Genomic DNA, 14,022 nt, shown 5'->3' with positions numbered 1-14,022 from the left:
GAGATTTCTCCACTCCCTCGCGGACTCTGTCGGTCGAAATGACGGAAAAAGTTGCGGACTCAGTCGGTCGAAATGACGAAAATGGAAAGATCAAGACCCCTCGGCATCTGCCGAGGGGTCTCTGGGGTCTATCTACCGCCACTCTCCGGCGGGAACGACCGCCGCAGGTGCGGGGGTTGTGGCCTGGAAGGGGGGGATGATCGCGAGTTGCGAGAGGAGGAACGTGCGTTCCTTTTCGCTCAGCGTCGCGTTGGAAGCTGCTCGTACATCGGTGCTGAGCACTGCGGCCCGGAGGGGTGCGTTCATGGGGTCATAGGCCGCCAACGCTCGAACGAGGACGAAGCGGATGCGGAGGAGCCGTGCGTCCGCCTTTTCTGTTCCCGCGCTCTGGAACACCGGAAGCCAGAGGCGATAGAGCATGCCGGTCGGAGTGCCCGCGTTGTCCCAGCTGTCCTCTTCTGTCTCCGCGATCAGCCGATCGGCGTGGATCGGGATCATGTTGGCCTCCTCGGCTGCCTTGAGGTAGGCCTCGATGTCAATGCGCACCTGGTTGGCATTTTCCGTCGTGGCTGCTTGGAACTCGCGGATGGCCCAGCTGATGAAGGCCGTTGCAACCATGCTGTCCGCGTCTATCGCACCGAGCGTTGCATGGACGAGCGCGCGGGCGGCCCCATGCTCGAGATGACGAGCGGTGAAGATGACGAACCCGTAGATGCCTTTTGCATCGGCGTCGATGGTGTTCCATCTGGCCCGTGTCTCTCGCGCGATGACAGCGTTGAACGTCGAGCCGACGAGCGCGATGATACCCGGCCAGTTGTCCGTGAGATCGAGCGTCGTCGTTCCGAGTGTCCGTCGGGTATCGACATCCTCTCGGAGTGCGCATGAGCCCGAGAACTGCTCGGCCTTCAGGTCATACCCCACATGCTCGATGGTGGCCGCGACCGGTGGCGTGGTCGGCATTTTGATCCGCGGTTGCGGCGTGATTGCGCGTCCGGCAGCCACCATAGCCGCATCATCCTCCACGTAGCGGCGTGCGCGTTCGTCGCGAGCCGCGGTGATGCCATCCATCGCTCTCGGAAATGCCTCGAGCGCGGTCTCGACAGTGCATGGCTGCGCGGCGGGTGTCGGTGTCGGAGCCACCACGGCATGGATCGTGGTATGCTCGAACTCGCGCTCTTCGACGCGATCCTCGGAACAACTTGCTGCGAACAGCAGCACGGTGGTGATGATGGAAAAGATCCTACGCATCGTTTCTCCCTCCTTTTTCTCGGACGCGAAATGCGTCTCCTCACCATAGCGCATTTTTGTGATTTTGTCAAGGAGAAGCGAAGAAAACCCCGCAAAAGCGGGGTTTTAGAAGGGCAGCGTTTCGATGTAGTCGTTTGGTGTGAGGTCTTCATCCGGGCACCGCGTGAGGTGCTGACCCTCGCGCGGGTTGATGGTGATGCGGAGGTCTCCGCGGTACTCGTCAGCGATGCCGGCGGTAATGACGATCGTGCCGGCGGTGAGGTCGCTGACGATGCGTTCTGCTGCGGCGAGACCGTCCGGGCACCAGTGGAAGCAGGGGATGCGGCCCGTACGGTCCGCGAGCACGAACCGTGCGTAGGGTCGTGCGTTCGGCTTGGCGATGACGTGCGCCTCCTCAACGCGGAAGCGCTCGAACACGAACCCCGCGCTCAAGTCGCGGACGAACGAGCCGGCGGGTTTCTCCGGTGCACCGGAGAACCGTGAGCGGTGGATGCCGTCGCCAATGGTGGCGCGGTGCACTCGCCGCTCGAGGAGCGTCCGCATGCGTGCGGCCGCGGTGCGCGCGATGATCGTGTACCGGCTGTCCGCGGGGTGATCCGCCACGATGCCGACGATGGTCCCGGGTGCGGTCCTCCCCGTCCGCCCCTCGAGCTGGATGAGCTCGATCGCGTTCCGCGGCGGCGAGTAGAGCACGAGGAGATCCACCGCGGGGATGTGGACGCCCTCGCGGATGACATCGGTGGCAACGACGAACGAGACCGTACCATCTGCGAGCATCTGGAGCGCCGCGATGGCATCTGCGGGACGCATGTACTGCTGCCCGAGCACCGCGACGGCGGTGTTTGCGCCGAACGTCGTGTTGAGGAGCTCCACGAGCTCCCGGCATCCTGCGGCAAACCGGTTGTAGATGAGCCCGCGCACCGTGCGTGCGTTGCGACGTGCCTCGCCGATGAGGGTGAGGAGCGCCTGCTGCTTCGGGTGCAGCGCATCTGCGGCCGCGAGCGATGCGAGGAGCTCACGCGCGCGCTCCACTTCCGGCGTGATGCGTAGCCGTCGCGCAGCGCGGGTGAGGCCACCGGGCTTGCCATTGCCGAGCTTCCATCGCTTCGTGCACGCGCGTTTTATGCGCGCGAGCGCGACGCGGTAGTCGTCCGAGACGATGCTCGTGAGGATCGCGGTGAGCTGAAACGCGACGCTGAGGTACGGTTGGAGGTCGCGGAGCCGTCGTTGCGCGTCGGCATCGCGGCAAGCACCCGGGAGCTCCTTGAGGCCCGCAGCATGCTTGAGGCATTTGAGCGACGGCGTGCGCTCCGCGCGTTCGAGAATGCGATGACGCGCGAGGACACCCGTCACACGCTCGAGGACATTCTCCATGCCGTCCACAACGGATCGTACATCAGGCGGGAGCGGCACCGTGTGCGCCTCGCGACGCACCGGCGGTCGGAACGCGCTCGTCTCCTCGTCCGCGATGTCAATCCACGCCGCGAGGTGGAGGTTTGCGCGCACGCGCTCGATGCGTTCGTAGGTGCTCCCCGGCGACGCGGTGAGGCCGACGAGTCGCCCGTCGCGCGCGGCGATTGCCTGTGCGACCGCGATGGACGCGTGCGTCTTTGCCGCGTGGTGGCACTCGTCAATGATGACGAGGCCCACGTCGTCGAGTGGGACGATCCCGCGCTCGATATCGTTCGCGAGCGTCTGTGGCGTTGCGATGGAGATGCGTCCCTGCGCCCAGAGTATCGCGCGTCGCTTGGGCGATAGGCGACCCGGGATGAGGCAGATCGCCTCGGCATCAAGTCGGAACACCCGTCGCGCGAGCGCCGCGTGTTGCTCACAGAGCGTCGAGGTTGGCGCGGTCATGAGCACGCGGAGCCCGCTCGCGAGCGGATCGTCGGCCAGGAGGTACGCCATGTACGTTTTCCCGCTCGCGGTCGCCGCGACAACGCCGAAGCGTCGGTGTTGCTCCCATGCGTGAAAGACGATATCCACATACGGCCGGACCTCGATGGTTTCGGGATGAATCATGCGGAGGACTGGCGGCCTCCATGATAGCGGCACCTCCGTCTGGGTCGCAGCCCACGCGAGGAGGTCTCCGGTGTATCGGTCGTTCCGTCGTTTCACCACGATTGCCTCCAATCTTTGGCGCTCCCGCGCCAGCTGCAGAGGGAGCATTAGGAAAAAATGGTTTGCCTCTCCCTCGGTTGACAAAAGAGCCGTGCAGTGTCAGAGTACGCAGCAGTTGCCCGACTGTCAAGCCATCAGGTACGATGGAACTACTGCACGTCTATGCTCGCAACTCTCTGGCATGATGCACTCTACCAGCCGCTCCTCAACGCGCTGTTTTTTCTGTATGACCGCGCAGCGGGAGAGAACCTCGCGATTGCAGTCATCGAACTCACGGTCATCATGCGCCTCGCGCTCCTGCCGTTCAGCGTGCTCGCGGAGCACAAGCGCGGGAAGCTCGAAACGCTCTCGCGCGCCATCGAGGAGATTAAGCGTCAGTTCAAGAACGATCCGATCAAGCAGCGCGTGGAGGCGCGGAAACTCCTCCGGCAGCACAAGATCAATCCGTGGGCGAAGATCGTCGTGCTCGGTGTCCAGGTGCTCGTCCTCCTCGTCCTCTACCAGGTCTTCCTCGGCGGCATTGATCCCGCGAAGCTCGTAGACCTCTATGACGGTGTCCGGCGACCGGATATCATCAACACGATGTTCCTCGGGTTTGACGTCGCGCTTCGCAACACCTGGTGGGCGGTGGGTGTTGGTGCTATGCTCTTCCTAGAGATCGCGATCACGCAGGCGCCGCGCCGACACGCGCTCGAGCGGCGTGATGTGTTCTACCGCTACTTCTTCCCGATCGCCGCAGCGGTACTCCTCGCGTACCTCCCCATGGTGAAGTCGCTCTTCATCCTCACGACGATGGCCTTTAGCGCAGTCATCTTTGGATTGCGTCAGGGTATGACCGCGGATGCGTAATATGGCCGACCACATTGACAAGCTCATGTACACGTTCGTCGTGGAGGACGTCCTCAAGGGTTTTTTTGTGAACGTTCCACCCGGGTACGTCGCATGCGTCTACGACCTCGGTCGTGGCGTGCTCAAGAAGGTCCTGACGCCCGGGCTCCACTTCAAGATTCCATTCTGGCAGCGCGCGAAGCTCTTCAACACGCAGACGCTCGAGTACACCATCCAGCACGGGTTCTCACTTGAACGATCCGCCGCGCTCGGCGACCAGTCGGTGAAGGCGATAACGACCGACGGTGATACGATCTCCATCGAGGGGACGGTGCTCCTCCGGTTGGATCAGGAGCAGATTCCCACCATCTGGCAGGCGATCGGTGAGGATTTCGTCGAGAAGATCATCCGTCCGACGATCCGGAGCCGCTTCCGGATGATCGCGTCGCGCTACACGATGCAAGATATCCTTTCGACGAAGCGCGATGCCGTGGAGCTCGACATGCGCGATGAGCTCTCGCGCATCTTCCTCCCACGCGGCATCATCGTGGAGAACGTCCTCCTCTCGGAGATCGGTCGAGGAGAGCGATAACGCAAACATCCGTGCGACGAGCACGGATGTTGGTCGTCGGGGGTGCCATGAAAGAACCGACGCGATGTTGCAGTAGGATAGGTATGATGACCGTTGAACAGGAACGATCCACCGATGAGGAGCTCGTGGTGCGGGTGCGAGGCGGTGACGCGGAGGCGTACGGTGCACTCATGGAGCGCTACGCGGCGAAACTCCAGCGGTACGTCCGTCGTTTCCTCCTCGGGAGCGAGGATGGCGACGATGTCGTTCAGGAGGTATTCGTGAAGGCGTACACGCACCTCAATACGTTCGACGCGTCGCGGTCGTTCTCAACGTGGCTCTACCGCATCGCGCATAACGAGTGCATCAACACGATCAAGCGCAAGAAGCGCGAGCCGTTGCCGTTCTTCGATCCGGACACGCTCTTTCCGCACCCTGTTGCGAAGGAGACGCCGGCGGATTACGTGGAGAGGCGAGAGCTGCAGAGCATGGTCGAGCGATCGCTCAGCGTCCTCGATCCAAAGTACCGCGAGCCGGTGGTGCTCTACTACCTTGAGGAGCGTTCGTATCGCGAGATTGCAGACATCATGCACATCCCCGTCGCGACGGTGGGTGTGCGACTCCGCCGCGCGAAGCAACAGCTCCTCGCACAGCGTCCATCCGTATGACGAACGGAAGCCCCCGAGATCCCATTACGCGCGTGCTCGAGCAGATCGAACGCGGAGAGCTCCACATGCGCTCAAAGGCGCGTATCCTCCTCGGCACGATCCTCCTCGCGCTCGTGTCGGCGTTCGTGTTCATCCTGGCAATTTACCTCATCAGCTTTGGCATCTTCTCCCTTCGGACCTCTGGCGTGCTCCTCCTCCCGGGTTTTGGTACACACGGGCTCGTGCTGTTTTTCCGCGCGTTCCCGTGGGGGCTCGTCATCGTGTCGGCCGTACTCATTCTCATCCTCGCGCGGATGGCGCGACTGCTCCCGTTCCTGTACCGACGACCGATTGTCGTCGCAGTCATCGCCGCTCTCGCACTCTCGGGTTCGTTCGGGCTCGCACTTGATCAGACACCACTCCACCCGATTCTGAGCGCCCGCACGGCTCGGGGATCCGCGCCACTCGTGCGCGAGCTCTACGAGCACGGCGGCAGCACGGACGTGCGCGGTGCGTATCGCGGTACCGTCACCTTCGCGAGCGCGGACACATTGGAGATCATGACGACTGCGGGCGCAATCACCGTGCGGACGGTCCCGGAAACACGGTGGCCGTTCGGTATGTCCATACATATTGGCTCGCAGGTATTCGTCGTTGGAGAGATCGAGAACGGCATCGTGCGCGCCTACGGTGTTCGGCCAATTCTGGCGCGTTCGATTTTTTCCGATACCATGATTCTCACACCGTGATGGCGAATGAAATATTGCGAGCAGATCGATTGTAGTACCTCATGAAAGGCCACCTTTCCTCGATGCGAGATGTTCCCTGTCGCATTGACCACCACCGGTTTGGCATGTGACCGGTGGAGCGGCGGGGGAGCGCGAGTTCCCGCAACGAGCGCTCGCTCATAGACACCACGCCAGCCCGACCGGCTGGCGTGGTGTTTTGCCCGTGCATCGCATCCCTGTGCTATGCTGGGGGTACGAAATTATCACCATCAACGCTATGTCCATCCCGACAATCATCGCCATCATTGTCCTCCTCGTCGTGACCCTCAAGCAGGTCAACGAGTACGAGCGTGGCGTGCTCTTCACCATGGGAAGGTTCAGCGCGGTGAAAAACCCTGGTTGGCGGATCGTCGTGCCGGTCTTCCAGCGGATGGTGAAGGTGGATCTCCGCATCAAGGCCGTGGATGTCCCCGACCAGAAGGCCATCACGCGCGATAACGTCTCCGTGACGGTGAACGCGGTCATCTACTACAACGTGTCCGATGCGCGCAAGGCGTTCATCGAGGTAGAGAACTTCCGCTTTGCGATCTCGCAGTTCGCGCAGACGACCATGCGCAACATCGTGGGCGAGGTGACACTCGATGAGCTCCTCGCCAACCGCGAGCAGCTCGCGGAGCGCATCCGCGCGATCGTGGACAAGGAAACGGACGCGTGGGGCCTCAAGGTGCGCAACGTCGAGCTCAAGGATGTCTCGCTGCCGAGCGACATGGAGCGTACGATCGGAAAGCAGGCCGAGGCCGAGCGCGAGAAGCGCGCCGTCATCATCAAGTCCGAGGGCGAGGTGGCCTCAGCCGCGAACATGGCAAAGGCCGCCGAGATACTCAGCGCATCCCCTGGTGCACTCCACCTCCGCACGCTCCAGTCAATCAACGATATCTCGTCCGACCAGTCGAACACCGTCATCTTTGCAGTCCCGCTCGAAGTGCTCCGCGCGTTCGAGGGTCTCAGCAAGCGGTAGGGGAGTCACGCGCCTCTGTCACTGCGAGGAGTCCGCGTCCCCCCCCTGTCATTGCGAGGAGTCCGCGACGCGGCAATCCCGGTCATATCAGTACAAGGTGAAAGCCGACTACTCTCAATGGCCGGGATTGCCACGTCGCTCGCGGACTCACTCCTCGCAATGACAGGAACATGTCATTGCGAGGAGTCCGCGACGCGGCAATCCCGGTCATACCGGGGTTCCTCGCATGACCCATGATTGGAGCTCTCTCCTTATGGAGCACATCACGCTCACCACTGCGGATGGGAAGCACTTGGCCGCTGATTGGTATTCCGTGGATGCGCCGCGCGGGTGGGTACTCCTCCTCCACATGATGCCAGCAACGAAGGAATCGTACCGTGAGCTTGCGGCGGAGCTCCAGCGCGTTGGCATCGCATCGCTCGCATTCGATCAGCGCGGCCACGGTGCATCCACCGGTGGGCCCGATGGGTACGCCTCGTTCTCCAATGCCGAGCAGCAGGAGAAGCGTGAAGATGTCCGTGCGGCGATTGCGTTCCTGCACGAGCGCGGCATGACTTCGGAACACCTTGTCGTCGTCGGCGCATCCATCGGCGCAAACCTCGCACTCGACGCACTCACCGGCGACCTCGCGATTCCCGCAGCCGTACTCCTGTCTCCCGGGCACATCTACCATGGCATCAGCGCGGATGCCCTCGCGGGTGCCGTTGCGCCCCACCAGCGCGTGTACCTCGTCGCGGGCGGCGCGAACGATGCCTACTCCACGGAAACCATCGCCGCACTCGGCGAAACACTCGCCGACCGTGCTACCGTGCGCGTGCTCGACGATGCATCGCACGGCACGGAGATGTTCAACCGAGATGCAGCTCTCCTGCCGGATGTCGTCGCATGGATCGCGGCGCAGGTGTAAGAAGACACGCCCTCGCGGTGTCCGACTTCGTGTGAGACAGCATGGGAGGGTAGGGGAGGGGTTTATCCCCTCCCGTCCGCGTTCCCCCTCATTCGGACGGGCGGGTATAATACCCGCCCCTACGCGATTCCCCCGCATAGAATGATTGCGTTCACAATGAAAACGCGCCCCGATCACAAGGTGTCGGGGCGCGTTCGTGCGCTGCTACGCGGCGGCGTGGCCGAGGTACTCGCAGATGCGCGTGATGATCTTGACGCGGTCGCCGTTCTGCGGGAGTGCCCTGCCTTGCTTCCAGCGGGCCGCATCGGTCGCGACGTGCGCACTTCCCGCGATGATCTCGAGCGGAACACCGAAGCGTTCGTTGCTCGTGGCGAGCGCGTTCGCGAACGCGCGTTTGCGGTCGAGCTGCAGCTCCCGCAGGTACGCAACGAAGTCCGCAGCAGTCCGGGTCGTTCTTCTTGCTTTTTTGGCCATCAATGAACCATTCCTCCAAAAACGGTTTCCCATCGGCGCACCACGCCCCGATGCTATTCGTACTGTAGGGAACTTCTCGCGGGTTGTCAACCGGCGCGTCACCGTTGCACCCATTTTTCGTCCACATGGACATGGAGCTCGAGGTAGATGGGGCGGCTGAGCGCGATCTCGAGGTCCTTCCGAGCCATCTGGCCGATCTGCTTGATGCGCGTTGCGCCGCTGCCGATGAGCATCTTTCGGTAGCGTGGGTTTGTCGTGAGGATGCGCGCGGCGATCGCGAGCGTCCCATTCTCGCGCTCCGCGATGTCGTCCACGCGTACCGCGGTCGTGTAGGGGATCTCATCGGTCATCGTGAGGAAGATCTTCTCGCGGATGATCTCCGCGATCCAGAAGTCCTTGGGGACATCCGCGCGCTGCGTGGTCGGGTAGTGCGCCTCGCCTTCGGGAAGGTGCGCGAAGATCGCATCAACGAGCGGTGTGAGGTGCTGGTTCTTGCCCGCGGAAACATCGTGGACCCCGACGACGTTCGGGATGATGTCGAGGTACTGGTGGCGCCACTTCCGTTTGTGACTCGGGAGGTCCGCCTTGTTGACAACGAGTACGACCGGAACACCGGTCGCGCGGATGAGCGTGGCGATGCGATGCTCCTCAGTGCCGACATCGCGCGTGGGGTCCACGACGTAGAGGATGAGGTCCACGCCATGGAGCGCATCGCGCGCTGCGGCGTTTACCTGGCGCGTGAGCGGCCCATGGGCGGACTCAAAAATCCCCGGCGCGTCAATGACGACGGCCTGGCCACGGGGGTCGTTGATGATACCTCGGATCGGCGTTCGCGTTGTCTGTGGCAGCGGAGAGGTGATTGCCGCTTTCGTGCCGCAGAGCGCGTTCAGGAGCGTGGATTTCCCCACGTTCGATCGGCCGGCGAGGGTGACGAAACCTGATCGCATACTGTGTGCACCATAGCATACTCAGGTCAAGAGGGCAACTGTCTCGACGTGCGGGGAGTGCGGGAAGAGGTCAATGGGCTGGATGCGCGCGATTTTGTACCGTTCGCCGAGCACGCGGAGATCCTCGGCGAGCGCGTGGGGGTTGCACGAGACGTACACGATGCGACGTGGCGGATTCGCGAGGATGCTCGCGCGGGTGTTCGGGTGCAGGCCGCTGCGCGGTGGGTCCACGATGAGGCAGTCCACCGTCGCATTGGGGAACAACCACTGCTCCGCAGGGAGGTGATGGAACTCGGCGTGCTCTACTCCGTTGCGGTGGGCGTTCTCCTGTGCGACGGCGACCGCGCTCTCCTCAAGCTCGACACCGATGACGCGTCCGGCATCGCGCGCGAGCGCAATCGCAAACGTGCCGACGCCGCAGCAGAGGTCCACGAGCGTCTCGGTTGGTGTGAGTGCCGCGTACTCGCGTACGGTCGCCACGAGCTGCTCGGCCGCGCGTGTGTTCGTCTGGAAGAATGCGTTGGGCGGGATGGTGTACGTGAGCGGGGGATCGTCGGCGATGTGGAGCTCCTCGTGGAGCACGGGACTGCCGAGGAGCGTCTCGTAGTGCGAGGCGAACGAGACATCAGCCACGCGGGACTGCACGCCCCAGAGTACGGAGGTGCAGTGTGGGGCGAGTGCGCGCACGAGTGCATCGCTTCCCGGGAATGTTCCCGCTGCTGTGGACTGCGGCGGCGCTGCGGTGATGACGACGGCCATACGTTCGCCCGTGTGCTTGCCCTCGCGCAGCACGAGGGCGCGTGCAAAGCCCTCGTGCGTTCGTGTGTTCCACGGTGCGATGGCGTTCGTGCGCATCCACGCGCGGAAGGCATCCATACACGCGACCGCCGGCTGGGACATGAGGAGGCATGTTTCGAGGTTGAGGACTTCCCACCACTTTCCGGGCTCGCGGAGCCCGAGCGAGCCATCGGCACCGACGGCGTAGTCCATGCGGTTGCGGAAGTACCACTGGTCCGGTGAGGGGATCGGGTCGGGGATGGGCGGGTGGGGAATGTCGCGGAGCGCGTCAGCGATGCGGTCGCGTTTGTGTCGGATCTGCGCCGCACCGTCCATCATCTGCCACGGACAACCGCCACATCGTCCCGCGAACGGGCATGGCGGTTGCACACGATCCGGAGACGGGGTGATGATTTCCTCGATTGCACCACGGTGGACGCCCTTCTGTTTGCCGCGCAGCGCAACGCGCACAACATCGCCGGGGAGCGTAAACGGAACGGCAACCGTCTTGCCGTTCGGGTGACACACGCCACGCCCTTGATGATCGAGGGCGTTGATGGTACAGTCCATGGAGGTCTTAGTATGACGCATAGCGTATGCGGGTGATCCTCGGACTCTCGGGTGGTGTTGATTCTGCGGTCGCGGCCGCGCTCCTCGTCGAGCGCGGGTGTACCGTCGTGGGCGCGTACCTGAAGTTTGACGACGGGAGTGCGACGTGTCCGGCGAAGGAGGATATCGCGATCGCGCGTCGCGTCGCGGCAGTGCTCGACATCCCCTTCATCGTACGCGATGTGAGTGCGCTCTACGAGCGCGAGGTCCTCGCGCCCATGCGTCGCGGCTACACGCAAGGGGTGACGCCCAACCCTGACGCAGCGTGCAATCGGCGCGTGAAGTTCGCGGAGCTCTCCGCGCTCGCAGCAGAGCACGGTGCCGATGCGGTGGCCACGGGGCACTATGCGCGCATCCGGCGCTCCGCGCGCGGTCGTATCGAGCTCCTCCGCGGTGCGGACGGCGAGAAGGATCAATCGTACTTCCTCTGGGAGTGCACGACGCGACAGCTCGCTACGGTGGTGTTCCCCATCGGGTGCTACGCGAAGCCACAGGTGCGTGCGATGGCGCGCTTCCGCGGACTCCCCAACTGGGATCGTCCGTCTACGCGAGGGGTGTGCTTCCTCGGCACGCAGGATTTTTCAGGGTATCTCGCCACGCACGAACAGCCGATTCCCGCGGCAGTCGTCACCACCGATGGTCGTCACCTCGGCACCGTCCCCATGGGGCAGGCCTACACGATCGGCCAGCGGGTACGCATTGGCGGTCAGCCAGCTCCGCGCTACGTCGTGGCGCGTGATGCCGTGCGCCAGGAAATCACCGTCACCGCATCGCCGGAGGACCCCGCGCGCTTCACGCGTGTCCTCACGGCGACGCACGCGAACTGGATCGGTGGTATGCCACCGGCAGATGGCGCGTTGTTCGCACGCATCCGCCACCGACAGGAGCCGCAGCCGTGCACCATCCGCACCACCGCTCATCGCGTCGTCGTGGATTTCGACCGCCCACAGCTTGCGGTCGCACCAGGTCAGGCCATCGTTTTCAACGACGGTGCGCGCATCATTGGCGGCGCAGTTATTATGGCGTAGCGGAGGCCTTCAGGCCTCCATCCCTCCGAAGCTGGCGCGGGAGCGCCGAAGAATAGTTGCAAACCGTCGTCGCATGGCATACGCTGGGAGCTGTATGGAACCATGGACCGCTGATCGCCTCCGACAGACGTACCTCCGATTCTTCCGAGAACGCGGGCACGCTATCCTCGCGTCTGCGTCGCTCATCCCGGAGCATGATCCCTCGGTGCTCTTCACGACCGCGGGCATGCACCCGCTTGTCCCGTACCTCATGGGGCAGGAGCACCCGGCGGGGACGCGACTCGCGGACGTGCAGAAGTGCGTGCGCACCGGTGATATTGATGAAGTGGGTGATGCAACGCACCTCACGTTTTTTGAGATGCTCGGCAACTGGTCACTCGGCGATTACTGGAAGGCCGATGCCATTCGGTGGAGTTTTGAGCTCCTCACCGGTGCGGAGTGGTTTGGTATTGATGCGCGGCGCATCGCGGTGAGCGTGTTCGCAGGCGACGCGGATTGTCCGCGCGATGAGGAGTCCGCAGCGGTTTGGCGTTCGCTTGGTATTCCCGAGGAGCGCATCGTGCAGCTCGATAAGGGGGAGAACTGGTGGCCCGCCGGAGGGAAGAACCCGGGACCGCAGGGTCCGGACACGGAGATTTTCGTCTGGACCGGAGATGGCGCGGCACCGGAACGATTTGACCCCGAGGACAAGCGGTGGGTGGAGGTTTGGAACAACGTCTTCATGGAGTTTAGTCGCACGCCGAACGGCACCTACGAACCGCTCGCGCGTCGCAACGTGGACACCGGCATGGGTCTCGAGCGTATCCTCACGGTGCTCGAGGGAAAGCGGAACGTGTACGAGACAGATCTCTTCCGTCCGATCCTCCGCGTCATTGACGCGCTCGCGACGCAACAGGACGAGCGGGCGCGGTACATCGTTGCGGATCACCTGCGCGCCGCCACCTTCATCGTGGGCGATCCGTTCGGGGTGGCACCATCGAACGTGGATCAGGGGTACGTCGTACGGAAGCTCATTCGTCGGGCGGTACGTTCCGGGAAGCGACTCGGGATTGAGGCACCCGCATGGACCGTGCGGGTCGCCGAGGAGATCATCGCGCACTATCGCGCGGCCTACCCGGAGCTTGAGGAGCATCGGAGTCGCATCCTCTTTGAGCTGCGCGAGGAGGAGGAGCGATTTCGGGAAGTGCTCGTGCGTGGTGAGCGGCAGTTCGCGAGGATCGCGGATGCGCTCCCATCCGGGGAGACGAAGATTTCCGGTGCCGATGCGTTCACGCTCTACGAATCGTACGGGTTCCCGTTCGAGGTGATGGTGGATGTTGCGACCGAGCACGATCCGCCGCTCACGCTCGACCGCGCAGCGTTTGCTCTGGCGGCGGAAGCACACGCCGAACGTTCGCGTAGTGCGCAGGGGCAACGCTTCATCGGCGGGCTCGCGGATCACTCGGATCAGTCCATCCGCTACCACACCGCGACACACCTCCTCCATGAGGCACTCCGTCGTGTGCTCGGTGCGCACGTCGAGCAGCGGGGATCAAACATCACGCCGGAGCGCATGCGTTTTGATTTCACACACCCGGAGAAGGTGCGGCCGGAAGACCTCCGCGTGGTGGAGCAGCTCGTGCAGCAGCAGATTGTAGACGACCTTCCGGTTTCCTATGAGCTCCTCACTGCAGATGAGGCGAGAACGCGGGGTGCAATCGGTCTTTTCGACGATACGTATGCGGCACTCGGGGAACGTGTAAAGGTCTACACGATCGGCAGTGCTGATGGCGCGTACTCTCGCGAGATTTGCGGAGGGCCACACGTGGCGCGTACGAGTATGATCGGTACATTCACCATCACGAAGGAGGAGGCAGTGAGTAGGGGAGTGCGGAGAATCCGCGCAGTGGTGACACAAGGAGGTCCGCATGTGGAAGTTGCCGGTAGTAGAGTGGAAGCATAGGAAAGTGCTCAGTGGAGCCAAAATATTGGAAGTGTTGACATGTATAACGCAGACACGTATTCTGTGGGTAACGACGGATAGCGGTATCCGAGTTTTTTTCTGTACGTTGAGCACAGTGGAATGTTCACGTACTTCACGGTATTGCGGTTCACGAGTCGTACCTATGGCACAGAGACG

The 14,022-nt window shown here is 63.1% G+C and carries 13 protein-coding genes; 8 read left to right on the top strand and 5 right to left on the bottom strand.

Features of this window, described 5'->3' with window-relative positions; all coding sequences use genetic code 11:
* Nucleotides 1–132 precede the first annotated feature (132 nt).
* Both Q7S96_01025 and Q7S96_01020 read right to left on the bottom strand, forming a co-directional pair.
* Nucleotides 133–1,248 (bottom strand): hypothetical protein, encoded by a 1,116-nt coding sequence (locus tag Q7S96_01025; protein MDO8462844.1) that lies wholly within the window; start codon nucleotides 1,246–1,248, stop codon nucleotides 133–135.
* A 105-nt stretch (nucleotides 1,249–1,353) separates the two neighbouring features.
* Nucleotides 1,354–3,270 (bottom strand): helicase-related protein, encoded by a 1,917-nt coding sequence (locus Q7S96_01020; protein MDO8462843.1) that lies wholly within the window; start codon nucleotides 3,268–3,270, stop codon nucleotides 1,354–1,356.
* Nucleotides 3,271–3,531: 261 nt separating this feature from the next.
* Here Q7S96_01020 and Q7S96_01015 point away from each other — a divergent pair, with 261 nt between their 5' ends.
* The 6 genes from Q7S96_01015 to Q7S96_00990 all read left to right on the top strand — a co-directional run bounded on the left by Q7S96_01015 (nucleotide 3,532) and on the right by Q7S96_00990 (nucleotide 8,068).
* Complete coding sequence (locus Q7S96_01015; GenBank protein MDO8462842.1) at nucleotides 3,532–4,218, top strand: YidC/Oxa1 family membrane protein insertase; 687 nt, start codon at nucleotides 3,532–3,534, stop codon at nucleotides 4,216–4,218.
* Between the two features lies 1 nt (nucleotide 4,219).
* Nucleotides 4,220–4,789 (top strand): prohibitin family protein, encoded by a 570-nt coding sequence (locus Q7S96_01010; GenBank protein ID MDO8462841.1) that lies wholly within the window; start codon nucleotides 4,220–4,222, stop codon nucleotides 4,787–4,789.
* Nucleotides 4,790–4,872: 83 nt separating this feature from the next.
* Nucleotides 4,873–5,436 (top strand): RNA polymerase sigma factor, encoded by a 564-nt coding sequence (locus Q7S96_01005; GenBank protein ID MDO8462840.1) that lies wholly within the window; start codon nucleotides 4,873–4,875, stop codon nucleotides 5,434–5,436.
* Nucleotides 5,433–6,164, top strand: coding sequence for a hypothetical protein (locus tag Q7S96_01000; GenBank protein MDO8462839.1), 732 nt, complete (start codon nucleotides 5,433–5,435; stop codon nucleotides 6,162–6,164). The genes Q7S96_01005 and Q7S96_01000 overlap by 4 nt, the downstream gene beginning before the upstream one ends.
* A gap of 256 nt (nucleotides 6,165–6,420) precedes the next feature.
* Nucleotides 6,421–7,161, top strand: coding sequence for a slipin family protein (locus tag Q7S96_00995; protein MDO8462838.1), 741 nt, complete (start codon nucleotides 6,421–6,423; stop codon nucleotides 7,159–7,161).
* Nucleotides 7,162–7,414: 253 nt separating this feature from the next.
* A complete protein-coding gene (locus tag Q7S96_00990) occupies nucleotides 7,415–8,068 on the top strand; it encodes an alpha/beta fold hydrolase (GenBank protein ID MDO8462837.1) in 654 nt (217 codons plus the stop codon).
* A gap of 204 nt (nucleotides 8,069–8,272) precedes the next feature.
* Here Q7S96_00990 and Q7S96_00985 read toward each other — a convergent pair whose 3' ends face one another.
* The 3 genes from Q7S96_00985 to rlmD form a co-directional block, all read right to left on the bottom strand.
* Nucleotides 8,273–8,542: a hypothetical protein gene (locus tag Q7S96_00985; protein MDO8462836.1), complete on the bottom strand. Its 270-nt coding sequence runs from the start codon at nucleotides 8,540–8,542 to the stop codon at nucleotides 8,273–8,275.
* A gap of 98 nt (nucleotides 8,543–8,640) precedes the next feature.
* Nucleotides 8,641–9,489: a GTPase Era gene (gene era / locus Q7S96_00980; GenBank protein MDO8462835.1), complete on the bottom strand. Its 849-nt coding sequence runs from the start codon at nucleotides 9,487–9,489 to the stop codon at nucleotides 8,641–8,643.
* Between the two features lie 21 nt (nucleotides 9,490–9,510).
* The gene (gene rlmD, locus Q7S96_00975) at nucleotides 9,511–10,836 is read right to left on the bottom strand and encodes a 23S rRNA (uracil(1939)-C(5))-methyltransferase RlmD (GenBank protein ID MDO8462834.1); all 1,326 of its coding nucleotides are present in this window, start codon (nucleotides 10,834–10,836) and stop codon (nucleotides 9,511–9,513) included.
* Between the two features lie 26 nt (nucleotides 10,837–10,862).
* Here rlmD and mnmA point away from each other — a divergent pair, with 26 nt between their 5' ends.
* Both mnmA and Q7S96_00965 read left to right on the top strand, forming a co-directional pair.
* Nucleotides 10,863–11,903, top strand: a complete 1,041-nt coding sequence (gene mnmA / locus Q7S96_00970) for a tRNA 2-thiouridine(34) synthase MnmA (protein ID MDO8462833.1) — start codon at nucleotides 10,863–10,865, stop codon at nucleotides 11,901–11,903.
* A gap of 94 nt (nucleotides 11,904–11,997) precedes the next feature.
* Nucleotides 11,998–13,845, top strand: a complete 1,848-nt coding sequence (locus Q7S96_00965; protein MDO8462832.1) for an alanine--tRNA ligase — start codon at nucleotides 11,998–12,000, stop codon at nucleotides 13,843–13,845.
* The last annotated feature ends 177 nt before the right edge of the window (nucleotides 13,846–14,022 follow it).

It is taken from the genome of bacterium (assembly GCA_030647005.1).
GTDB lineage: Bacteria > Patescibacteriota > Patescibacteriia > JACPHY01 > JACPHY01 > JAUSKG01.
The sequence above is the reverse complement of the archived record's forward strand: the minus strand, read 5'-3'. Positions and strand labels throughout refer to the sequence as shown.